This is a genomic window from Halomonas sp. McD50-4 (assembly GCF_022348135.1).
Taxonomy (GTDB): domain Bacteria; phylum Pseudomonadota; class Gammaproteobacteria; order Pseudomonadales; family Halomonadaceae; genus Vreelandella; species Vreelandella piezotolerans.
On the sequence record NZ_JAKRFG010000015.1, the window covers coordinates 81457 to 104074 of the forward strand.

Sequence of the window (22618 nt, forward strand, 5' to 3'; positions counted from 1 at the left end):
CCATCCCTACTTTTCGATTCACTCGACTAAGGTATGAACGATAATGGCCGATAACAGTGAGGGCTTACTTACTGCTTGGAATTTTTTATAGGGACACCATGAACCGTTTGACAACGACACAGAAACTTTGGGGCACGCTGGGCATCATTTGGGTGGCGATGCTACTGCTGGTGGGGTGGTTAGCGTGGGAAAACCGCCAAACCATCGAAAGTGAACGACGCGACAGTATTCAGCATATCGTGAGCAGCATCCATGGACAGTTAGAAGCGCTACAGGCACGCGCCGAGAGCGGCGAACTGACCGAAGAAGAAGCGCAGCAGCGAGCCATCGACAGCATCGCCAGCGTTCGTTTTGGTGAGGGGGAGTACGTCTTTGCTTTCGATGACGATTTAGCGATCGTTTCGCACCCTAACCGCCCCAGAGGCGAGGATATGAGTGCCTATCAAGACGCCAGCGGTATGCGACTCTATTCAGCCTTTTTGGACGTTGCCCAAGCCGGTGGTGGCCACGTGGACTACTACTCACGGCGTATTAGCGGTGACGACCAAGTGCCTAAAGTGAGCTATGTTGCCTACCTGCCAGAGTGGGGCTGGTCGCTGGCGGCTGGCGTGTATGTCGACGATATCAATGCCGCCTTCATTGCCCGGTTGATTCGTTCCGCCTTCATCCTCTTGGTGATCGGTGTACCGGTCACGCTCCTGATGGGCTGGGTCATTCGTGACGTTGCCCGCCGACTGGGCGGTGATCCACGCTATGCCGCCACGGTGGTACGTCACATCGCCGATGGGGATCTTACTCAAGCGGCCACCCTCTCCGCTAACGATCAGCATAGCTTGCTGTATGACATCAACCGCATGCGCGAAACGCTGGCGGGCACCATCAGTGACATTCACCACGGCGCGGATCAGGTGAATCACGGCGTGGAGCAAATCGTTGGCGTCAACGAAGAGCTTTCCACCCGTACCGAAGAGCAAGCTGCATCCCTGGCGGAGACCGCCTCCAGCATGGAGCAGCTAACGGCAACGGTAAAGCAGAACGCCGACCATGCTGACCATGCTCGTAACCTCGCCACCAAAACGGCGGAAAGTGCTCAACGTGGCAGCGACGCCATGGCGTCGGTGATTCATACCATGGAGAACATCAACAACAGCGCCACGCAGATGAGCAGTATCGTCAATACCATTGATGCCATCGCGTTCCAGACCAACATTCTGGCACTCAACGCTTCTGTAGAAGCAGCCCGCGCGGGGGAGCAGGGGCGTGGTTTTGCGGTGGTGGCCAACGAGGTTCGCCAGTTGGCTAGCCGCTCGGCGTCTGCTGCCCAGGAGATCAAAGGTTTGATCGAAAACGCGGATGCTCAGGTGGTCGAAGGCAGCCGCCAAGTTAAAAACACGGGTGAAATGATCAACGGTGTAGTGGCTGACATTCAGCAGCTCAGCACGCTGGTGCAGGACATCTCGGCAGCCACCATCGAACAAAGCAGCGGTATCGAGCAGGTCAATCAGGCCGTGACACAGATGGACCAAATGACGCAGCAAAACGCAGGGTTGGTACAGCAGAGTAACCACGCGACCCAGCAACTCGCGCAGCTGAGCACCCAGCTCCGCCATTTAGTGACGAACTTCAAGCTCGACCACCAAGCACCACAGGCCGCCATTGCCCCAGCCGCCATTACCCCACCTATGGCCCGCTCCTCCTCCTTTAGCGATTTTTAATCGCCCAGACATGGCCTCCGCCTAGCACGGCGGAGGCCATGCCATGCCTAATACGCCTCGACTAGACCTTGCCTTGATTATCCAGCTCTACCGCCTCGTGCATTCTGGCCAACAGGTCGGGCACGGCGGCTTGTACGCGGTTCCAGCTAGGAATGAAGGGCCGCTCCCGGGGATTGTCCAAAAACAGGTTTCCCGCTTCCAACAGGTTGCTGGCAAACAGCTCTACCGCCTGCTCTTCACAGTGACGATCCAAACTGAGGCCATTCATGGTGGCGTCGTGATCGTAAGCTTCGATCAAATCGAGCGCCAAACGATAGTACGTGGCTTTGAGCGTGCGGAAGTCTTCACTGCTAAAGCTCACTCCTTGCGTCGCTAACTTGCGATACAGGGCCTTGGCGATGTCCAAGCTCATTCGGTTCAGGCCACCGGTAGCATCCCCCTCGCTGACGGGCTGATGCTTGTGGTCATAGGCATCGGCAATGTCCACCTGACATAGTTGACGATGAGAGTAGTTACGCTGGAGTTCGGACAGCACGCCGATTTCAAGCCCCCAGTCGGCGGGAATACGAATGCCTTCCAGCACGTCGCTGCGCATTGCAAACTCGCCCGAGAGCGGATAACGAAAGCTATCCAAATAATCCAGATAAGGCAGCGGCCCACATACGGTCTTGAGCGCCCGCAGCAGCGGCGTCACCATCAACCGCGACACGCGGCCATTCAACTTTCCTTCGGCAATACGAGGGTAATACCCTTTACAGAAGCTGTAGTTGAAGCGCGGATGCGCCACGGGATACATGAGCCGCGCCAGCAAGCTACGGTCATAGGTGAGAATATCGCAGTCGTGTAGGCCTACCACCGATGAACGGCCGGAGGCCAATACGTATCCCGCGCAGTACCACACGTTGCGTCCTTTGCCGGGCTCTAGTGCGCCCAGGCCGTGGCTCTCCAGCTCGGCATCGAGTTCGCGCAAACGTGGGCCGTCGTTCCATAAAATGCGCGTGTGCTGAGGCAAACGGGAGAAAAACTCGCGGGCATACAAAAACTGTTTGCGGTCGGCACGATCCAGCCCGATCACGATTTCATTGAGATACGGCACCTTTACCAACTCATCGACGATCGCCGATAGCGCGGGGCCCTCCAACTCGGAAAACAGCGACGGTAGGATGAGCCCCATCGGTCGACGGTTGGCGAACTGGCTTAGCTCTTGCTCGAGCGCCTCGACCGGGCGACGGGTAAGATTATGAAAATCGGTGATGACGCCGTTTTGATGGAAGTCACTCATACGCGAACCTCTTGATGGGTTAGGCCGTGACGGCTAGCAGTACTGGGGCCGCCGCTAGTCGGCGGTCGTCTCGCCCCCACCAGTGGGCCACCCCCTCGGCCCAGCCGGCGGGTCCGGCCGCTCGAGTGCGATACAGCGCTTCATTCGACGGGGTGACGGCCAGTTCGTGGCACCCTTTGATGACCACGGCCTGATCGACCGCCTCGAGCATGGATACATCGTTGGGGCCATCGCCCAGGCCTAGAGATAGTGGCGGACGGCCGCGCAGCGCAGTAAAGCGCTTGATGAGCCAATCGACGGCGCTGCCTTTATCCGAAGCGTTTCCCATTACATGCCAAAAACGCCCACCTTGAGTCAGCATCAGACCGTCGCCCTCTAGCGCTAAGCGGAAATTTTTTAGGGCAGTGTCGTCGTCTTGCCAGATGAGCGGCTCGCTGCCTTCGCGCTGTCGGGCAGCTCTCGCGCGCGTCTCATCCAATCCCGTCAGCGACATGACCTCAGTGATATCGAGCTCGCTCATTCGAGTGAAACGCACGCCCAGCCGCGTGCGCCACACGTTCAGTCGCGCGCGGATGAACCCAACGTCGACGCCGGTGTGCTTGACGACCACCCCATCTCGACCGCTGCCAGGGCGATCCAGCCGCGCATGGCACCAGCCTGGGGGCAAGCCGATCACTGCGCCGTTTTCCGCTACGAATGGCGTTGCGGTCAGGCCCAGCGACTCACGCAACGTCACTAGTTCGGCACGGGTTTTGCTGGTCACCGGAATCACCGGCACGCCCAGCTGTTTCAGGCGTGCGAGCCAAGGTGCTGCAGGCGAAAAATCGTAGCTATGATGATCGAGCAGCGACCCGTCGAGATCGGTCACCACCAAACGCGGTGTCAGCGCCGGATCAGGGCTTCCAAGAGGCTGGAGAGGAAGACTCGCCAACATGCGGGGAGTCTGTGTCGTGCGGGAGTGTTCGTTCATGGCGCCACCTTATCGCAATCTGAAAAGCCGTTACTCAGGCGTCGTTCTCAGATAAGCAATAAAGCAGAATGTGTGCCAACACTATTTATATAAAATAAATCAAAAACTTAAAAAAGAATCGGCATGACCGATTATGAGGGCACCAAAATAGAGCACCTAAAATGCACTAACATAGTGCGGTTTAGGGCGTCATAAACAACCCCAGTCGTGAAATATCTAGTCGTGAAATACCTGTAAAAAAAGTTGCACAAGGCCTTGGCAAACGCTCGCAAATAGCTATACTCGAATTGTACCCACTGACAACCTTGTACACCCCCTCACCTGATGTCAGTGGGCTGCAGTGAGCCAAGCCCTTTCATGCCCGCCTCCCCCGGCGGGCTTTTTTTTTCAGCTCACTCCTCCCACACGCTCATTTAGTACATCCCCCTTCGACGAAAACATCACTCTACGTGAATGACGACTTCGACACGGCGATTACGCGCCCTACCCTCTGCGGTGCTGTTGTCTTCGAGCGGCTGCGTCGCGGCTAACCCCACGGCTCGCAAGCGCTCTGCAGCAACGCCAGCCGCTTCCAAGGCTTCGACGATGGCGATGGCACGGGCGCTGGAGAGTGCCCAATTGGACGAAAATTCCGGGGTGTTGATAGTTTGGCTATCGGAGTGGCCTTCGACCCACACCTCCCCCTCGTAACGCTGGATCGTTTCCAACAGACTACCCACCAGCGAGGCACCTCCCTGGGTCAGTTCGGCGGTTGCCGAAGGGAACAGCAGCCTATCTTGCACCCTCAGACTAATTCCCTCTGCCACACGCGAGACTTCGACACCCTCCAGGTTGGGTAAGTAAGGCGAGGTATCGACCCGTTCAGCGAGGTTGTCCATCAGCGCAAGCGCGCCACTGATTGCCTCATCGCTCACCTCGCGGACGTTCACCGGCGGCCGGTCCGTGAGCAGCACCATATAATCGGCCAAAGGCAGTGCCTCCGACGGTGCTTCTACCTGGACCAGTGGCGTGGGCAACCGGGGAAGCGGCTGTGACAAAGAGGGAGACGGCCGCCTGGCCTGGCGACTGTCCGTCAGCGATGCGACCAGGTTCCACTCTGAACTGGGCTCTGCATCGGCATTAGCGGGAAGCGCCAATAAGGGCGGCGCGCTGGGCGAACGTGCGACGCGTGGCGGCAGTCCTGCAACACCCAATGCGGCGCTGATCGCCATGGGGTTGAGCTCACCCGGCACCACTGTCGGCATCAGCGGACGTGACTGGCGCCGCTCCTCCAGCAGGGTCGGCAAAGGCACTTCCAATGGTGTCGTAAGGGCCGTGCTTGGGTCCGCTACTGGCTCGTCAGGGGCCCAATTGGGACCCGTGACGCCGGCGGCGGCGATAATGATGACGAACAGCGCGACGAGGAGCGTCATGATATCGATATAGCTAATCATCCATCCGCTGTTGCTATCGTCCTCAGGGTATGTCGATAGCAGCGAATCATGACGCGGGCCGCTACGGTGGTCCTCAAGCATGGGGGTGATTACTCATTCAAGTTTTTAACCTCGTGGCCGATCTATGCTAAGCATGGCAAACTAGTCTATCAAAAAGCCGATTAGTAGCGATAAGGAACTACCAGGTGCGCACTCGTCCTATGACACACCCCATTGCCCGTTATTTACGCCCCGTTGGCCTGGGACTTGCGAGCCTGATGCTCAGCGGCTGTTTTTACGCCAGCACTTCCCAAGCGCCCATTGCTACGACATACCCCTATTCGGAACAGCAAAAGATGCAGGCAGCCCAGCATTGGGAGGTCCTTGCACAGCATGAAGCCGCGGGCATTTTATCCAGCGAACGAGTACGTTTTCGCGACTTGCACATTGCGGCGCCGGAGCATGAGCAGTACGGCTCCTATTACAGTGGCGGGGAATTCGAGCGTGGCTTTAGAACACTGCTAACCAGCGAGCTCGTATCCGGCGGCGGTAGCGTCACGACACAGCCACGTGCCAACGGCGCCACGATTCAAATCGATGTGGAAGTCGTCGAGCACCGAGATCGTGGCTATACACGACCACCCTTTGGCGCTTACACGGCCTTAGCGAGCGGCATCGCGGTGGCCAGTATTCCTTTAGGTAACTGGAGTGAACCAGCACTTGCGCTCATCCCAGCGGCGATGGTGGCCGATACCACCAGCGGTAGCTGGACACCCAAAGGCAATGAAGAAATCATCATCACCACCCAGATAGTGGAACAGGATCAAATCCTCTACTCCTCCTCCAATATCTATTACATTAACTCGGGTGATCGCCGCCAATACGCCCCGCATCGGGTACCTAGAACGCCTACGACGCCGACTGTTTCTATCACTGATACTTGGTAATGTTTATGTCTCTACGCTCAATCTTTGCGTTACCGTCGATGCGCCTGCTTCGCACTGACATGTTGGCTACGCTTTGCATGACGCTACTGCTGGCAGGCTGCGCTAACCTAGGCAATAGCGCCCAACCTCAAGAACCAGAACCAGACTTGTCAGAGCTCGCCCATGAAGCGGCGCAGCGGATGGTCGCTAACAATCCTGACTTGACTCGCTATAGCCCGATGATTGCAGCCACGTTCGTCAGTATCGATAATCTGAGTCAATCGTCGACCTTTGGTCGGATCAGTTCCGAGATCATGGCCTCGGCACTCGCCCAACAAGGCATGCAGGTTCGCGAAGTCAAAATGCGCGATAGCATGTTTATCGAAGAGAGCGTGGGGGAATTGATTCTATCGCGCCAAGTTCAACGGCTAAGCTCTCAGCACAATGCGCGCTCCATCCTAATGGGCACCTACGCTCAGGGCCAGGACTATCTATACGTAAGTGCCCGCGTCGTACGCGCTGGTGATGCCATGGTGTTAGGCAGTGCAGACTTCCAGCTACCTTTGGATAATAATATGCGCAGCCTATTAGAGGCTCAGGGCGGATGGTAAAACACCCGATTTGACGCACAGTACCTTCTGAAAGCCTAGCCGATACGCTAGGCTTTTCATTTGCTCATCGAAAGGACGACTATGTCTCTACGTCGCCGTACCCGCCAGCCTCATATTGTGGCCATCAGCCGGGTGATCAAACTGTTTGCCAACATTACCAAGATGCTGAGCTATGGGTTTCACGCGCTCTTTCCTGCCAAGCGCTTTACCCTGCCAGAAAGAGCAGCCCCTTGGCTTTCGTCGAAGCAAGAGAGCAGTATCCCTCGAATCATTTGGCAAACCAACTTTACGAACCGAGTCACCCTGCCGGTGTATCTCAACTATCTGTTCAACCGCCTGATGGCACCGCGCTTTGAGTATCGATTCATGATCACCCAAGCGCGCCACGACTTCATCGAAAAGAACTTCAGCCCAGAGTGGCTCGAGAGCTACGACAGGCTGCAAATTGGTGCTGCCCAAGCCGATTTTTGGAGGCTATTGGCGCTGTATAAACATGGCGGCGTTTACCTGGATATCGATGCCCACGCTATCTGGCCGTTGGGTCGGGTCGTACCAGCAGATATCGACGAATTGTATGTGACGACACGTAAAGGAGAGTTGAGCAATTACTTCATCGCCAGCCGCCCGGGCAATCCCAATCTGCTGAAATTGATCGAGCAGGTACATCAAAACATTGTCGAGAATCAGCTTACCAACGTCTTCGAGCTGACCGGGCCAGGCGTTTTCATCAAGCTATTGGATCAAGCAGACGTGCCCACGGTTTCCTACCGTCACGCTTGCAACCAGGGAAGCTTCACCAACGAGCATTTCCAGTACATCGACAAGAAAGCAGGCAAATGGACCAAAGAGCAGCAAAAGGTAAGCATCATTCGCCAAAATCCCCCCTCGGCCTGATAGGTGCACTTCAACAAAAAAAGCGCTAGCCCGCTAGGGCTAGCGCTTCTGCATACCACGTGGCTATGCAGTGCTTATTTATACACCGGGAAACGACCACATACGTCCGCGACTTTATTCAGCACGTCGGCTTCGATCGCGCTGGTGTCTTCGCCTTTGGCGAGCACGTCGAGAATGTCACAAATCCACCCGGCAAGCTGTGCGCACTCTTGCTCACCAAAACCGCGAGTGGTCACGGCGGGGGTGCCGATACGCAGACCAGAGGTGACGAACGGACTTTGCGGGTCGTTCGGCACGGCGTTCTTATTGACGGTGATATGGGCGCGGCCAAGCGCGGCGTCCGCATCTTTGCCGGTCACGCCTTGCTTGATCAATGACAGTAGGAAAAGGTGGTCTTCAGTACCGCCTGAGACGATATCGTAACCACGCTCGATGAAGACCGACGCCATGGCTTGGGCGTTCTTGACCACCTGCTGCTGGTAAGTTTTGAATTCGGGCGCCATGGCTTCTTTGAAGCAGATCGCTTTGGCCGCAATCACGTGCATCAGCGGGCCGCCCTGGCCGCCCGGAAACACCGCTGACTGCAGCTTCTTCTCGATGTCTGGGTCGTTCTCCGCCGACAGAATCACGCCGCTGCGTGGGCCACGCAGGGTTTTATGCGTCGTGGAGGTCACCACGTGAGCATGGGGCAGCGGGCTGGGGTAGACGCCTGCAGCGACCAAGCCAGAGACGTGGGCCATATCGACCAGTAGGTAAGCACCCACTTCATCGGCGATTTCACGGAATTTCGCCCAGTCGACGATTTGCGAGTAGGCAGAAAAACCGGCGATGATCATTTTCGGCTTGTGTTCACGGGCCAGCTCGGCGACTTGATCGTAGTCGATCAGGCCTTGCTCGTTCAGGCCGTACTGAATGGCATTGTAGTGCTTGCCGGAGAAATTCGGCTTGGCGCCGTGGGTCAGGTGGCCGCCCGCGTCCAGGCTCATACCGAGGATGGTGTCGCCTGGCGTGACCAGCGCTTGGAACACGGCGCTGTTGGCTTGCGAGCCCGAGTGCGGCTGCACGTTGACGTAGGTCGCGCCGAACAGCTGCTTGGCGTAATCGATGGCCAGGTTCTCGGCGATATCGACGAATTCACAGCCGCCGTAGTAGCGCTTGCCGGGATAGCCTTCGGCGTATTTGTTAGTCAGCTGGCTGCCTTGTGCTTCGAGTACGCGGGGGCTGGCGTAGTTTTCGGAAGCAATCAGTTCGATGTGGGCTTCTTGGCGTGCCACTTCTTTTTGCATGGCATCAAACAGCGCATCATCGAATCCGGCAATTGTCATGTCGCGGCTGAACATCGGCGGGAACCTCGTTACGAAAGGATCATCATGGAGAAGCGAGGCGGCTATGATACCGCAGCCGGACGCGACTTTCATCGCATCCGCGTCAGGTCTTGCATGAGCATGTTTCATGTTGCCAGCCGCGCTAAAAACTGACCGACTGGACAACCACGCTACTTGAGTTCGAAGGTAAAGGTGAGCCGCTCGCTGCTGCCCATGGGGTCGAGTATGAATTGATTGAGCATAAAGGGATTGGGTACCGCCACGTGAACGGTCAGCGACTGGGCCTTTCCGGCCATGATATCCACCATCCCCACCATCAGTTTGGTGAGCTGTGGGCCTACGAGCGGCCCGAGCTGCTGGGCCTGCGACCAGGCTTGCGAAATCGCCTGTTCTTCGCTGATCCTCCCTTGTGCCGCCATTTCGGTGGCTATACGCGGCAGCAACCCCTCATCGCGGTAAGCCACGGTCGCGTTGCCACCGTAAAGCGTCGCTGCTTCGAACAGCGAGGGGTTTTTGCTGGCCTGCTCGAGTGTGGCGCCCTTCGGTAGGCTAATGGGCACATCCATGGAGAATTCGAGCCCGCCTGCGCCGTCCAGCTGTAGATAGCCTTCGGAGGTGAGGCGCGCACGGCCGTTCGCTTCGCCGGGTTCGGGCTCATGCCACTGGGAAGCACTCTGCCCTTCGGCACTCAAACGCCCGGTTCCGCCCGTCAGCACACGATTCAACGCCTGCAGCTCATCGCGTTCGGAAGGTGGCGCTAGGTCAATCAGCCCACCCAGATCGAATTCGGCACCGCGAAAGCCTGCTTCGCCTAGGTAGCTGTTACCTTTGACCCAAGCGTTATCCAGCAGCACGCTCCACTGCTCGCTGGTCAAGCTGAAACCGTTCAACTCGGCATGTTCGAGGCGCTCTTCGCCGGGCTGGTCGAGCCCTTCCAGCGCCTCGACCCGCATGTCGCCTAACGCCAGCGTTGCGGAGATGCCGGTGGCGAGATCATCGAACTCCCCGCTCACCCCTTGCAGCGCAATCAAACCCACGGCGCTACGGCTCACTTCCTCCAGCTCGAGAGCGTCAATGGAGAGATAGCCAGCAAGCGTTTGGCTATCGAACTCGGCGGCTAGCTCATCGCCCAGGCTACCCTCCAACCGAAAGGTCATATCGGTCAAGCTGAGTGCATTGAGGGTACTGTCTTCGGTCTCGAAAGAGGCCAGTGAGGGAACGGCCGCGCTAGGGTCCCGCATGACCAGCTCGCCCACCGTCAACACGGGCGTGTCGAATCCCAGCTCCGTGAGGCGGATGCCGTCTAGTGTAATCGACTCGGGCTGCGCGTATCGACCGTCCACGCGATAGCGGTCGATCGAGAGCAAATCGCCGTTGGGGTAGGTAACGGCTACATCCTCTGCGACATAGCCATTGGCTTCTTCCACCAGTTGCCCAATCGCCATTCGAGCATCGTCGCCCGCCAACTCCGCCTGCAAATCCGCCTCGAACTGCTCTAGCGACGCATGCGCAGTCCCTATGACCAGCCAAAAGGACACCCCTGCAGCGCCCCATGTCATTACCTTACTACGCATACCCTGACCTCCCTGTTGAAAGGCTTCAGCATATCACCAAGTCACGATACCGCCACTGCCGTCCAGGTAGTAAAAAGGCGGCTCGTGGCCGCCTTTTGTAAGAGAGACGCTTACGCCTCGCCTAATAATCCCAGACTCGCCGCGGGGGCTTGTTTGCGCAGGCTGTAGGAGAGTGCGTGGCCAATCAAACCAATCAGCAGCGCGCCGCCAATGGGAAGTGCTAGCCACAGACCCAGGTGCAGGCGGGGTGTAAGATCCAGCCAATAGAGGTAGAGCGCCGCGGTAGCGAGCTCTGCCAATAGGGCTCCCAACACGCCGCTGGCAAACCCGAGCAGCGCGTATTCGGCCCCCTGCACTCGAGAAATCATACGGTTACCTGCACCAAACACCCTTAGCAGACCACTTTCATGGGCACGCACCGGGCGGCTGGCGGTAAGCGCGGCGTAAAGCACGCTGACACCCGCTAACAGGACTAGAACCAGCACGAGTTCTACCGCCCGAGTGACCTGGGTCAGCACGTCGCGGACCTGCCCTAGAATGGCATCCACGTTGAGTAGAGACACCCCAGGGAAGTCGCTGACCAGCTCGCGCACCAGCCCCTGCTCTTGATCCGGCAGGTGGAAGGCGGTGATAAAGCTATGGCCGAACGACTCCAACACGCCGGGCGGGAAGATCACGAAGAAGTTGGGATTGAAGCTATCCCAGTTCAAGCTGCGCAGGCTTTGAATATGCGTGGTGATGCTATCGCTCCCCACGGCAAACGTGATTTCGTCTCCTATCCCCAAACCAAGGCGTTCAGCCAAACCATCCTCTACCGAAATAGGGACGGTTTGCGACTCGCTGGAGGCGGTGGCATCCACTTCGCTCATCCAGCCTTGGGGCTCCGCGACAAACCACTGCCCCGCCACCACCTGGTTCCCTTCGGGCAGCTCTGATTGCCAGGTGAGGTTCAACTCGCGGCGTAGCGAGTTATCGCCTCGAGCATCAGGAGGTACGGCCTCCCTGGGTGCTTGGCCGTTAATCTGTGTAATTCGCCCACGTACCATCGGGTAGAGTGTGCTTTGGGTCTCTACTCGAGGCGCGACCGCCTGCTCGAAAGCATCGCGTTCGCTGGGCTGTATGTTGATGGCAAAGTAATTAGGCGTGTCAGCGGGCAGTTGATCTTGCCATGTCGTGAGCAGATCGCCTCGCACCAACACGATCATCGCCATGGCAAAGAACGTGACCGAAAAGGCAAGCAGCTGGCCTAGCCCCGCCTGTTTACGACGGGCTAACTGTCTTCCCCCCAAACGCAACGCCTGCGCCCATTCACTGCCGCCCGTCAAGCGCTGGAGGGCACGTAGCATGCCTTTCAATAACAGGGAACTCACGCCCCATAGCAACGACAGGAGGACTGCCCCGCCCACCAGCAGCGCCAAGGCCAGCGAGAAGCTGCCCGAATAGAGCCACAGCAGCCCTCCAAAGACGATGCTAGCCACGCCGACCACCAGCCACGCCGCGGGCGGGAGCGGGTCTAACTCACGTCGCAGTACTTTGAGCGCGCTCACCTGCTTGATACGCAGCAGCGTTGGCCCGGCAAAGCCGACCAATACCGCCAGCGCCGTGAAAATACCCAGCCATAGCGGCATGATGCCCGGCGGCGGCAGCGTCATGGGCAGGAAACTGGTCAGTAGCCACAGCAGCACGGCTTGCCCCACCAAGCCCAACAGCGCGCCGATGAGCGAGGCCATCAACGCCAGTCCCAACAGCTGTAGGCTAAAGATCGTCACCAGCTGATACTGGCTGGCACCGAAACAGCGCAGCAGCGCAGCGGTATCCAGGTGGCGCTCTACGTAACGGCGGGTCGACATCGCCACCGCGACACCCGCCAGCAGCACTGCCGCCAAACCGGCCAAGCCCAAGTAGCTTTCTGCCCGTTGCAGCGCATTACCCAACTGCGGACGGTCGACTCGAACATCACGCACCTCGACACCGTCACGGCGAAGCTGCGTCAACAACCCTTGAACCTGATCCAATGCCTCGGGTGGACCAGCGGCCAACAGTTCGAACTCGATACGGGACCCTGGCTGTACCAGCCCGGTTGATTCGAGATCAGCGGTATTGAGCATCAAGCGCGGGTTGAAGTTACCAAAACCGGCGGACTGGTCCGCTTCGCGTTCGATAATCCCGCTAATGGTCAGCTCCGCTTGCCCCACCTGTACGCGGTCGCCTATCGCGATCTCGACCAACTCGGCCAGCCGAGGATCGGCCCAGGCTTCGCCCGGTGGTGGGCCTGACGCGATTTGCTCAACGCCGTTTCCTCGGTCCACATGTGACACACCATAGTGCGGATACACATCATCGACTGCCTTGAGGCTGGCGGGCTGAAAGCGCTCCCCTTGGCTGATCATGGAGACTAGATCCACTTGATCGCTCAGCGTGAAGCCAGCCTGCTCCAGAGTGGCGCGCAGCTCGTCTGAAAACGGGTCGCGCTGTTCGAGGACTAAGTCGCCCCCTAGCATCTGACCCGCTTGACGCTCCAAACCACGCTCTAAGCGGTCAAGGAAGAACGCAATCATGGTGGACGCGGCCACCGCCAAGACCAGGGCCACGAACAGCGCTCGCACGTCCGCCGCGCGAAGATCGCGCTTGAGGCTCCGCGCGGCTAATCGCCAGTTGATATCACTCATCGCCTTCCTCGCTGTTGACTGGGGCCGGTTCGAACGGCACGAGCTGGCCGTTGGCCAGCCGCAGGCAGCGGTCGCATCGGCGCGCCAAGGCGTGGTCGTGTGTCACGAGAATCAGCGTCGTGCCCGCTTCTTTATTGAGCGTAAACAGCAGGTCGATGATCTGCGCACCGGTATCCGGGTCTAGGTTGCCGGTAGGTTCATCGGCGAACACCAGCTCGGGGTCCGTCACGAAAGCGCGTGCAATGGCTACTCGCTGCTGCTCTCCGCCGGAAAGCTGCTTAGGTTGATGAGACGTGCGCTCCCCCAACCCTACACGCTCCAACCACTGCTGGGCAGCGTGCGATTCTCCGGCTCGAGGAGAGAGCTCTAGGGGCAGCAGTACGTTTTCCAGTGCGCTGAGCGTCGGCAGCAGTTGAAAGTTCTGGAACACGAAGCCCACTCGCCCCGCTCGTAATGCCGCACGACCATCTTCATCCAAGCGACTCAAGGCATGGCCAAAAAGAGTCAATTCGCCGTCGCTGGGCGTATCCAACCCGGCCAGCAAGCCCAGCAACGTGGATTTACCCGCGCCGCTTTTGCCCAATATAGCCACACTCTCCCCGGCCGCTACGCTCAACGACAAGTCATGTAAAATAGTTAGCGTGCGTTCACCGCTGGTCACCCGTTTGGCGAGCTTTTCGGCCTGCAGGACGGGCTGGCTAGCGGCTGCTTGGGGAACCTTCTGGGCAGCAGATGGGTCGGTGTGGGGCGAGCGCAACGGCGCACCTTCGGTCACGGTATGGGATGTAGGGTCAGAGGAGTAAGACATGAAGCGTAAATTCCCTGTAGCTCTTTGGATATTAGCGATACAAAAACGCGTGGTTCCAGCATGGTTGACGCAGATACTGACCTTTCAGTCGTGGCAAACGGCCGTTCGTGGTGGTCTATCAAGCACCCTTCTACTGGTCGTATTCTTGGGGGCTGTCCCGCTGCAAGCCAGCACTGCCGAAGAGGGCTTGCCAACGCTCCTCGTCATGGGAGACAGCCTGAGTGCGGCTTATGGTATCGAGCAGGAGCAGGGCTGGGTGTCGCTGCTGGCAGAGCGCCTCGAGGGTGACGCACAGGTGGTGAACGCCAGCATCAGCGGAGAGACCACCTCAGGCGGTGCCCAACGTTTTGCCGATATTATCGGACAGCGTCAGCCGGATATCGTTCTTTTAGAACTTGGCGGTAACGATGGTTTACGCGGTTTACCTCCCGCTCAAATGCGCGCCAATTTAGCCACTATAATCGAGCAGAGCCAGCAAGCGGGTGCGGAAGTATTACTCCTAGGGATCGATATTCCGCCGAACTACGGTCAAGCCTACCGCGATGCCTTCACCGGGGTCTATCACTCTCTGGCACAGGAGTACGAGCTCTCGCTGGTGCCCTTCTTGCTGGAAGATATCGCCCTCAATCAACAATTAATGCAAAGCGATGGCATCCATCCTACCGCTGACGCACAGCCCATTATCTTAGATAACGTTTGGCCCGCCCTTGAACCCATGCTGGAAGAGACGTATCAGGCCTCTTCTCAGTAGTATACTTGGTGCACAGCACCGACTGGCTAAGCACCGGTTTTTCATAGCTTGCACGCATGTAGTCTAAGAACTACAATATTTTTATGATCGCTATTAAACAGACCGACACTTACCGACGGTGGGAACGTAAGCTCCGTGATTCGCGCGCAAAAGCACTGATTGCTGCTCGTATTTTCAGGCTAGCCAACGGATTAGCTGGCGATGTAAAACCCGTTGGCCAAGGCATCAGTGAACTGCGTATTCATCATGGTCCAGGATATCGTGTCTATTTTAAACAACGCGGTAACGAGCTTGTCATCCTGTTATGTGGTGGCGATAAAAGCACGCAGCAAAACGATATCGATACAGCGCAGCTGTCTGGCAGCACAATGGGAGGAATCATGAGCGATAAGATTTACGACTATGACCCGGCAGCAGCATTAGAGAACGATGAAGCCATCGCTCTCTTTCTCGCTGATGCGCTGGAAACCGGAGATGCCACTTATGTTGCTAAAGCGATGGGTATCGTAGCGCGTGCTAAGGGAATGACAGAACTTGCTCGCGAAACTGGCCTCTCCCGTGAACAGCTCTATCGTTCGTTCAGCGAGCAAGGCAACCCAACGCTGAAGACGATGTTAGCTGTCATGCGTGCACTGGGTATGGACTTAACGGCAAAACCACACCAAGAAGAACCCGTCATGTAAACATTGGTACTTTCTACTGAGGAGATATAGCGCTTTTATGCCTTAGCTTGTAGTCTTAAGCGATATTTGACCAACGCTAATGGCGTCCATGTCGACTTCATCATCCCCTCCATGCTGCTCCCTATCGCGCCGGCAATTTCTGGCTTCTGCTGGCGCGTTGTTATTGGGCGTTGGGCTGGGGATCAATCCCAGCTCTGCTGTGGCGTTCAACCCGCAACGGCTTCGGCAAAGTATGCAGCAGCTATATGGACAGGGGGGGCTCAACGTTTTAGAAGAGTGGTTCGCCCTGCTGGAGCGCTTGCACGGCCAGGATGTACAAGCCCAACTGCGTGACGTGAATGATTTTTTCAACCGCCGCATCCGCTGGGTGGAGGATATTCGCGTTTGGGGAGAGGAGGACTTTTGGGCCACCCCCCTGGAAGCGCTAGGTAAAGGTCAAGGCGACTGTGAGGACTACTCCATTGCTAAATACATTACCTTAAAGCAGTTGGGAGTACCGGGTGAGCGCTTGCGTATGATCTACGTTCGCGCCCGAATTGGCCGTAGTCAAATCACCCAAGCCCACATGGTGCTAGGTTACTACTCGACGCCGAACGCCGAGCCACTGGTACTGGATAACATTGCGCCTTCTATTTCTCCCGCTTCCCAACGTAACGATCTAGATCCCGTTTTTAGCTTCAACAGCGACGGGCTTTGGGCAGGTGGCGGTTCAGAATCCCGTGCCGACCCACTGGCACGACTGTCGCGCTGGCGCAGCGTGATCGGGCGGATGCAATCACAAGGATTCATTTAAGAGGACTGGCGCTATGTCGCTGATTAAACAGCTTTGGCTGGCCATTATTGCGCTCTTACTACTGTCGTTCGTCGGTAGCTTAGCGATCAGTATTACTAGCAGCCGTGACTACATCGAGCAGGAAGTGCGCATCAAGAACGCAGACAATGCCACCACCTTGGCCCTGTCCATGAGCCAGCTCGACAAAGATCTAGTGATTCTGGAGCTGCTGATCTCTGCACAGTTCGATACCGGCTACTATCGTTCGATCATTCTGCGTGACGCCGAGGGCGAAGTTCTTGTCGAGCGCCGCGCCGATGGATATAGCGGCGACGTGCCTGCATGGTTTAGAAGCTTAGTGCAGTTTGATGTCCCCACCGGTACTGCAACGATTCAAGATGGCTGGCGACAGTTCGGTACACTGGAACTAGAGAGTCAGCACAGCTACGCCTACGCTTCTCTATGGCGCAGTATGCTAGAGCTTGCCGGCTGGTTTTTGCTGGCAGGTGCCATTAGCTTGGCGATTGCCACCGTCTTGGTGCGGGGCATCAAGCACCCGCTGGTACGCGTTGTGGCTCAAGCTAAAGATATCAGCGCGCGACGCTTCACGACTATCCAAGAGCCCCGCACCTTAGAGCTACGCGAAGTCGCCCAGGCGATGAACGTGCTGTCCGCTAATGTACGCCAAATGCTGAGCCAAGAGAGTCAAAAGCTCGATGAGCTGCGTCGCGATTTGCAGCATGATCGGGTGACGGGCGCACTGAACCGTGATGTGCTGATGGGCAGATTGGCCTCACTTTTGGGTAGCGACGATGCCCGTGCCACCGGCCTGATGGTCATGGTGCGTGTACAGGCGCTAGAGCACTTGAACGATCAGCTTGGCCACCAAGCCACCGACCAACTGCTCAGTACGTTGGTTAAGGCACTTGCCGCCCTGGAAACCAGCGCCGACGAGGCGCTCATCGGCCGTTTGAACGGCAGCGACTTTCTGCTCATGCTACCACTTGAAGAGCAGCCGGATGCCCTGCTGCCCCGTTTGCAGCAAGCGCTGGCCACCGTTACTGCCAGCGCCCCTCAGGCCGATGTACGCTTGGCCACCGCGATCGTAGCGTATCACTCAGACGACGAACGCGGGCCGCTACTGGCTACCTTAGACGACGCCCTGGCCGAAGCCGAAAGCGGTAGCAGCTCAACGAATATTGCCCTACGCCAACGGGAACAAGGGTCGCTATTTGGCAACCATAACGAGTGGCGAACCGCACTGACCGTGGCCATCGAACAAGGCCCACAGTTGGCGTATTTCCCCGTGATCGATGCCCAGAACCAGGTGCTTCACTATGAATGTCCCGCACGATTGGAACTTGCCAATGCTTGGCAGACCGCCGGTATCTTCATTCCTTGGGTAACGCGCTTCGCTCTCGAGCCCGCGCTGGATATGGCCGTCGTCAAAAAAGCATTGGGACAACTCGAGGCAAATCCTGATCAGCGTATCGGTGTTAACCTCTCGATTGCATCGATCAACAATGCCCAGTTCGTCAACGAGCTGCGTTTACTGTTAGAAAAGCAGCCCGCTCTCGCCAGCAAGCTGTGCTTCGAAGTACCCGCAACGTTAACGGCCCACTCCATTGGTAGCCTACGCGGATTGTGTAGTGCTCTTCGCCCACTCGGCTGTCAGTTCGGCATCGAGCACGTGGGTGCCGAATTCACCAAACTCGCTGACTTGCACGATGTGGGGCTTGCCTACCTGAAGGTCGATAGCAGCTTGATTCGTGGGATTCACGTCTCGAACGAGCAGCAGACCATCGTGCGCGGCATGGCCACGCTGTGCCACTCCCTGGGTATCCAGGTCATCGCTGAGGGGGTCATTGACTCGGAGGAGTTACAAAGCCTATTCCGCACAGGCGTGGACGGTGCAACGGGGCCCGGTGTTCGCTTGAGCTAACACGGAAGACGACTCGAAGAAATAACACGATAGGAATGACGCGGCACCTGCCGCGTCAGATAATACCGCCATCATCACCGATCAAGTTGACATCGTTCTTAGAACGAAGCGACTTACGCTCCATCACCTTGCTCTGAGCGGCAGCAGGCAAGTCGGTAAAACTGAGCACGCCCTTCTCCAGCAACACTTCCAGCATATCTTCGACGACCCGTACAAACGCCAAATCCGACGCGATCATTTGCGCCGACTGCCCCGTTTGCTGGGCCAGAAAGGCAAACACCTCCGGCGAGTCCGCCGCGATGGTGTCATTACACTCAGGCGAGGGCTCTTTGCTGAGCATCACAATCTCCCCACGGGCATTTCGTTTGATGTAGAGCATAGCGGCTTCCTCTGTAAGTAAACGCGCCGATTGGTTGCGAAACGTAAACCTTCGTTAGAGACAACAAGGCCGCCCGGAGGCGGCCTTTGGGTTGAGTGAGGGGTTACTGATCGATTTTGAGCTGGTCGTTATTCAACATATGCTGAATGACATCCTGAGCACTTCCGCCGCCGAAGTCAGAGAAGCTCTTACCTTCTAAGCGAACTACTTGGTCTGCGTTCTCTTTATTGCCGGCCAAGTTGCCGTCCGAGCTGATATATAGAACCGTGTCCGTCCCCTCCTCTTCTGCAACGATATAGGTACTCAGATCGGTGGCATTCTCTTCGTTCTGAAGCAACTCAGAGATATCCAAAACATCCCCTTCACTAGCATTGAAGTCCATCACCGTATCAGTGGCAGGTTGATCGGTAGTGCCTTGATCATTGAGCTCCCACTTGAAAGTATCGGCACCGAGTCCGCCAATCAAGATATCGTCTCCTTGACCTCCAATCAGCGTGTCATTGCCACCTTTAACAGGGTCCGGATCTACCAAGCTCTCATAGTTATCCTTGATGTAGTTGTAAATATCATCCGTTGTTGGCACACGGCCCAGATCATCCTCAAGGTACGCTTTCAGAGCCTTCAATCCAGAACCATCAGGAAGCTCAGCCGAGTCGCGTCCCTCCCATGTCAAATTATCAGTGAAGATAGCATCGCCAAAGATAATATCGTCACCCTCCCCACCACGGAGTATGTCGTCCCCGACGTCTGCCAACTCCAGTTCGGTAGACCCTTGGTTCAACGCAACAGAGAGTTCATCTGCTGTATTGACGATTTGTGGTTGGCCAATAGCGGCTGTCACGGGTACAGGAGACACTAGGCTAATTTCATTCAAAGACATTGTTGCATTGGAGTTATTGCTACTCCGGTCATCTACAGAGTAGACAAGCCTGTAGTCACCTGCAGCCAGATCATTGATGACAATGGTAGAGCCACCCGTTCTACTCAAACCGCTATTGATGAGCGAGTTCCAAGAGCCTCCAACCAATTTTTGAAGCTGATATCCAAAGACGTCACTTGAGTTACTAAAAGTGGAGTAAGAGAAACGTAACTGGCTACCATCGGCGGCCACGTTAAACTGATCGCTCGTAACAGAGAAGGCACCCTGGTTTCTTGAATCTGAAATTTGCAGATAGCCTTGATCGATGACAAAGCGACCATTACTGCCAGCTCCTGCCCAATTAGACGCTCTGTCAAGTACGTCATTACTGCCACTAAAATCAGCCAACGTAACGGTATCGATTACACTGACAGTTCCTTGACCTAAGCTATTGGTATTGTCAAAGAAGTTCAAATAATCTTGATTGACCCCATTTCCAATGCCTACGCCATAGACCTTCGTGCTACTAGCCTGCACCAACGATCCATAAGCATCGATAGAGGCGCGCAACACGTCAGCATTTGTTGAGTTCCCTGGGCCTTGATCATTAGCCCCGTAGAAGGTGGGATCACCATCGGTTAAAAAGAAGGTTAGGTTCTCATACCCAGCCTTGGCATCACTACCGCTAAACCACTGCTCGGCGGCATTGAACGCGGCAGAATAGTTCGTACCGCCGTTAGCACTTAACGTATCAATGGCGTCAGTCAAGTTCTTAAGAAGCTCGCCACTTTGTAAATCTTTTACCGATGCTTTGATGGACGTTTGTCCGCTACCGGCAAACGGTATCAGTGCAATATTGATGACGCCGGAATGGCCCGCAAGCTCGGTAACAAGTTGTGAGAGCGCCTGCTTGGCTAGCTCCATCCGAGTTAGACCGGCGGTGCCCGAAGCATTACCCATACTCCCCGAGACGTCGACGATTAGGGCAATATTATAGTTACTGCCTGGCTCAACAGTCACTTTCGCCCCTCCGACATCACCAATGATGACGTCGTTACCAGAGCCACCTTGAATCACACCACTATTGGGCTCTTGCGGGTTAGGCGTATTATGTGCTGGCGGCGCCGCTTGGCTACCATCATCATCTAGGTTACTGCCAACAACCAACAGGCCTTTGTAGAGAGTGGCACTTTCTGGCACAGCTACTGATTCGAAATTGCCATTGACTTCAAGCACTGTTACTGTCAGGTCGCTATTCCCGTCCGCACTTACCGATAGCGTCCCCTTACCATTGCGGTCAAGGTTAACTAAATACTGTGTACCGGCCACTTCCACGAGTGCAGTTGGGAAAGTGTATTCAAAATCATATTGGCTCACATCCGGCGGATTGGACGTCTGTATATCAAAGACGACGTCAGAAGGACCATCAATCGTAGCCGCATCTTCAGACAGCACTTCTTTATACTTGATAGCATGTATCAAGTAGTCATCATCATGACCAACAGCTGTAAATTCAGCTCGATTAAAGAGCAAGCCGCTTCCAGGCTCGAACGTATAAGCGTTATCTACCCTATCAGAGCCACCCGGCGCATGTTCTGTTTTTGTGACATTGCCTTGAGCGTCGTAATAAGTCACTAACGCATCTGTGGCACTGCCACCGCCCGACACGACAGCCCAACCAACAGAGTTCCCTTCGCTGTCAAAGAAGTCTACACGTGCCTTCTCAGCATTATTTCGCCATGCAAACTGAACGTCAAAAGACTTGACCTGGTTGTTAAATTCAACCGCAATCTTCTCACTCTGGCCATTTCCAACGTAGCCAAGCTCGCTGCTGGCTGCACCGCCCGATGAAGAGCCAACCACACCAAAGCCATCATGGACGGTTCCCGTGACCTTAGAGATCTGCCCCACCTCACCGTTACCTTTATAAGCAGTTACGGTAAAACTGCTGGTCGTATCAACGTTACCTACGTTGATTTCAGACGTTTTAGTGACAATCGCACTGATACTGACGGTCGTCGTATCAACGGTATCGTTCACTGTCACAGTAGCTTTATCGCTGATATCCAAGCTTTCGAAATTATGATCGCCTGAATCACTCACTGAGACTTCATAGCTTTCACTATCGAGGTAAACATCATCACCTTGAATAGCAAACGCAGTCGAGGTGCTTTCCGTTGCTCCAGGAGCAAACGTAATGGTCGCTCCATTACTCAACGTCACCGTGAATTCTTTACCCGCTGGATGGCTCAATGTGGCACTGATCGTAGCCGTTCCGCTGCCTTCGTTCACAGTAATGTCGTGGAGGGCAATGGTGGCAGCGTCAGTGTCATCGCTGATGGTGACAGCGGCAGTGGCGTCACTGTCCAGAGCTTCGTAGTTGCCGCCTTCGGCGCTCTCGATGCTCAGGTTCAGCGTGTCGGAGCCTTGCTGGTAAACATCGTCAGCACGACTCTCGAAGGTCACGCTGCCGGTGGTCTCGCCCACGGCGATGGTGATCTGTTGGCCGTTGCTGAGCGTAATGACCAGCGGGCTGCCTTGCGGGGCGTTATTAACACTCGCGCTGACGGTGATCGGCTCGCCTTCGGTGACGGCGCTCGGGGCGCTCAGCGTGATGGTGGTAGCGTCGGCGTCATCGCTGATAGTGACCGCGGCGGTGGCGTCACTGTCGAGAGCTTCGTAGTTGCCGCCTTCGGCGCTCTCGATGCTCAGGTTCAGCGTGTCGGTGCCTTGCTGGTAGACATCGTCAGCACGGCTCTCGAAGGTCACGCTGCCAGTGGTTTCACCCACGGCGATGGTGATCTGTTGGCCGTTGCTTAGCCTGATGACCAGCGGGCTGTCTTGCGGAGCGTGGTCGACGCTCGCACTAACGGTGATCGGCTCGCCTTCGGTAACGGCATCCGGGGCGCTGAGCTTGATGGTCACGGTGTCGATGGTGTCGACCACTTGCGTTTCAGCGGCGTCACCCAGGGTGACGTTCTCGAACGCGGTGCCGTCGCTGGCCGCGGCGCTTTCGAGTTCAACCGTGACGGTCTCGCCGTCGTTG

General features: G+C 56.5%; 17 protein-coding genes. 8 read left to right on the forward strand and 9 right to left on the reverse strand.

Annotated elements, in window-relative coordinates; translation table 11 throughout:
* The first annotated feature begins 98 nt into the window (after positions 1 to 98).
* On the forward strand, positions 99 to 1715 hold the full coding sequence (locus MHM85_RS16040; protein WP_239286418.1) for a methyl-accepting chemotaxis protein: 1617 nt from the start codon (positions 99 to 101) through the stop codon (positions 1713 to 1715).
* Between the two features lie 61 nt (positions 1716 to 1776).
* On the opposite strand, the gene MHM85_RS16045 is transcribed toward MHM85_RS16040, so the two are convergent.
* The 3 genes from MHM85_RS16045 to MHM85_RS16055 all read right to left on the reverse strand — a co-directional run bounded on the left by MHM85_RS16045 (position 1777) and on the right by MHM85_RS16055 (position 5481).
* Complete coding sequence (locus tag MHM85_RS16045) at positions 1777 to 2997, reverse strand: glycosyl transferase (RefSeq protein ID WP_239286417.1); 1221 nt, start codon at positions 2995 to 2997, stop codon at positions 1777 to 1779.
* A 19-nt stretch (positions 2998 to 3016) separates the two neighbouring features.
* Positions 3017 to 3931, reverse strand: a complete 915-nt coding sequence (locus tag MHM85_RS16050; RefSeq protein ID WP_239286453.1) for an HAD-IIB family hydrolase — start codon at positions 3929 to 3931, stop codon at positions 3017 to 3019.
* Positions 3932 to 4407: 476 nt separating this feature from the next.
* Positions 4408 to 5481 carry an OmpA family protein gene (locus MHM85_RS16055; protein ID WP_239286416.1) on the reverse strand — a complete coding sequence of 358 codons (1074 nt, stop codon included), beginning with the start codon at positions 5479 to 5481 and terminating at the stop codon, positions 4408 to 4410.
* A 104-nt stretch (positions 5482 to 5585) separates the two neighbouring features.
* Between MHM85_RS16055 and MHM85_RS16060 the strand changes: the two genes are divergently transcribed.
* The 3 genes from MHM85_RS16060 to MHM85_RS16070 all read left to right on the forward strand — a co-directional run bounded on the left by MHM85_RS16060 (position 5586) and on the right by MHM85_RS16070 (position 7810).
* Positions 5586 to 6326, forward strand: a complete 741-nt coding sequence (locus MHM85_RS16060; protein ID WP_331250791.1) for a hypothetical protein — start codon at positions 5586 to 5588, stop codon at positions 6324 to 6326.
* 5 nt (positions 6327 to 6331) lie between these two features.
* Positions 6332 to 6916 (forward strand): FlgO family outer membrane protein, encoded by a 585-nt coding sequence (locus MHM85_RS16065; protein WP_239286415.1) that lies wholly within the window; start codon positions 6332 to 6334, stop codon positions 6914 to 6916.
* 81 nt (positions 6917 to 6997) lie between these two features.
* Positions 6998 to 7810 (forward strand): glycosyltransferase, encoded by an 813-nt coding sequence (locus tag MHM85_RS16070; protein ID WP_153842734.1) that lies wholly within the window; start codon positions 6998 to 7000, stop codon positions 7808 to 7810.
* 74 nt (positions 7811 to 7884) lie between these two features.
* Here the strand turns inward: MHM85_RS16070 and glyA are convergent, their stop codons facing one another.
* From glyA to MHM85_RS16090, 4 genes are all read right to left on the reverse strand, one after another.
* Positions 7885 to 9150 (reverse strand): serine hydroxymethyltransferase, encoded by a 1266-nt coding sequence (gene glyA, locus MHM85_RS16075; protein WP_139526956.1) that lies wholly within the window; start codon positions 9148 to 9150, stop codon positions 7885 to 7887.
* Between the two features lie 155 nt (positions 9151 to 9305).
* On the reverse strand, positions 9306 to 10709 hold the full coding sequence (locus MHM85_RS16080) for a hypothetical protein (protein ID WP_239286414.1): 1404 nt from the start codon (positions 10707 to 10709) through the stop codon (positions 9306 to 9308).
* A 110-nt stretch (positions 10710 to 10819) separates the two neighbouring features.
* On the reverse strand, positions 10820 to 13378 hold the full coding sequence (locus tag MHM85_RS16085; protein ID WP_239286413.1) for an FtsX-like permease family protein: 2559 nt from the start codon (positions 13376 to 13378) through the stop codon (positions 10820 to 10822).
* The gene (locus tag MHM85_RS16090) at positions 13371 to 14186 is read right to left on the reverse strand and encodes an ABC transporter ATP-binding protein (protein ID WP_139526950.1); all 816 of its coding nucleotides are present in this window, start codon (positions 14184 to 14186) and stop codon (positions 13371 to 13373) included. The genes MHM85_RS16085 and MHM85_RS16090 overlap by 8 nt, the downstream gene beginning before the upstream one ends.
* 205 nt (positions 14187 to 14391) lie before the next feature.
* Between MHM85_RS16090 and MHM85_RS16095 the strand changes: the two genes are divergently transcribed.
* The 4 genes from MHM85_RS16095 to MHM85_RS16110 all read left to right on the forward strand — a co-directional run bounded on the left by MHM85_RS16095 (position 14392) and on the right by MHM85_RS16110 (position 18334).
* On the forward strand, positions 14392 to 14937 hold the full coding sequence (locus MHM85_RS16095) for an arylesterase (RefSeq protein WP_219863896.1): 546 nt from the start codon (positions 14392 to 14394) through the stop codon (positions 14935 to 14937).
* 83 nt (positions 14938 to 15020) lie between these two features.
* The gene (locus MHM85_RS16100; RefSeq protein ID WP_239286412.1) at positions 15021 to 15620 is read left to right on the forward strand and encodes a type II toxin-antitoxin system RelE/ParE family toxin; all 600 of its coding nucleotides are present in this window, start codon (positions 15021 to 15023) and stop codon (positions 15618 to 15620) included.
* A 79-nt stretch (positions 15621 to 15699) separates the two neighbouring features.
* Positions 15700 to 16413 carry a transglutaminase-like cysteine peptidase gene (locus tag MHM85_RS16105; protein ID WP_219861304.1) on the forward strand — a complete coding sequence of 238 codons (714 nt, stop codon included), beginning with the start codon at positions 15700 to 15702 and terminating at the stop codon, positions 16411 to 16413.
* A gap of 13 nt (positions 16414 to 16426) precedes the next feature.
* Positions 16427 to 18334: an EAL domain-containing protein gene (locus MHM85_RS16110; RefSeq protein ID WP_153842729.1), complete on the forward strand. Its 1908-nt coding sequence runs from the start codon at positions 16427 to 16429 to the stop codon at positions 18332 to 18334.
* Between the two features lie 55 nt (positions 18335 to 18389).
* On the opposite strand, the gene MHM85_RS16115 is transcribed toward MHM85_RS16110, so the two are convergent.
* Both MHM85_RS16115 and MHM85_RS16120 read right to left on the reverse strand, forming a co-directional pair.
* Positions 18390 to 18713: a tryptophan synthase subunit beta like protein gene (locus tag MHM85_RS16115; protein ID WP_139526945.1), complete on the reverse strand. Its 324-nt coding sequence runs from the start codon at positions 18711 to 18713 to the stop codon at positions 18390 to 18392.
* Between the two features lie 103 nt (positions 18714 to 18816).
* Complete coding sequence (locus MHM85_RS16120) at positions 18817 to 22518, reverse strand: immunoglobulin-like domain-containing protein (protein ID WP_239286411.1); 3702 nt, start codon at positions 22516 to 22518, stop codon at positions 18817 to 18819.
* Positions 22519 to 22618 lie beyond the last annotated feature (100 nt).

Bases quoted from the DNA above. Each gene is read 5' to 3' on its own strand.
- MHM85_RS16050 (WP_239286453.1), bottom strand. From the start codon at position 3,931: ATGTTGGCGAGTCTTCCTCTCCAGCCTCTTGGAAGCCCTGATCCGGCG.
- MHM85_RS16105 (WP_219861304.1), top strand. From the start codon at position 15,700: ATGGCGTCCATGTCGACTTCATCATCCCCTCCATGCTGCTCCCTATCG.
- MHM85_RS16110 (WP_153842729.1), top strand. From the start codon at position 16,427: ATGTCGCTGATTAAACAGCTTTGGCTGGCCATTATTGCGCTCTTACTA.
- MHM85_RS16040 (WP_239286418.1), top strand. From the start codon at position 99: ATGAACCGTTTGACAACGACACAGAAACTTTGGGGCACGCTGGGCATC.
- MHM85_RS16045 (WP_239286417.1), bottom strand. From the start codon at position 2,997: ATGAGTGACTTCCATCAAAACGGCGTCATCACCGATTTTCATAATCTT.
- MHM85_RS16090 (WP_139526950.1), bottom strand. From the start codon at position 14,186: ATGTCTTACTCCTCTGACCCTACATCCCATACCGTGACCGAAGGTGCG.
- glyA (WP_139526956.1), bottom strand. From the start codon at position 9,150: ATGTTCAGCCGCGACATGACAATTGCCGGATTCGATGATGCGCTGTTT.
- MHM85_RS16100 (WP_239286412.1), top strand. From the start codon at position 15,021: ATGATCGCTATTAAACAGACCGACACTTACCGACGGTGGGAACGTAAG.
- MHM85_RS16115 (WP_139526945.1), bottom strand. From the start codon at position 18,713: ATGCTCTACATCAAACGAAATGCCCGTGGGGAGATTGTGATGCTCAGC.
- MHM85_RS16095 (WP_219863896.1), top strand. From the start codon at position 14,392: ATGGGAGACAGCCTGAGTGCGGCTTATGGTATCGAGCAGGAGCAGGGC.
- MHM85_RS16070 (WP_153842734.1), top strand. From the start codon at position 6,998: ATGTCTCTACGTCGCCGTACCCGCCAGCCTCATATTGTGGCCATCAGC.
- MHM85_RS16080 (WP_239286414.1), bottom strand. From the start codon at position 10,709: ATGCGTAGTAAGGTAATGACATGGGGCGCTGCAGGGGTGTCCTTTTGG.
- MHM85_RS16085 (WP_239286413.1), bottom strand. From the start codon at position 13,378: ATGAGTGATATCAACTGGCGATTAGCCGCGCGGAGCCTCAAGCGCGAT.
- MHM85_RS16065 (WP_239286415.1), top strand. From the start codon at position 6,332: ATGTCTCTACGCTCAATCTTTGCGTTACCGTCGATGCGCCTGCTTCGC.
- MHM85_RS16055 (WP_239286416.1), bottom strand. From the start codon at position 5,481: ATGCTTGAGGACCACCGTAGCGGCCCGCGTCATGATTCGCTGCTATCG.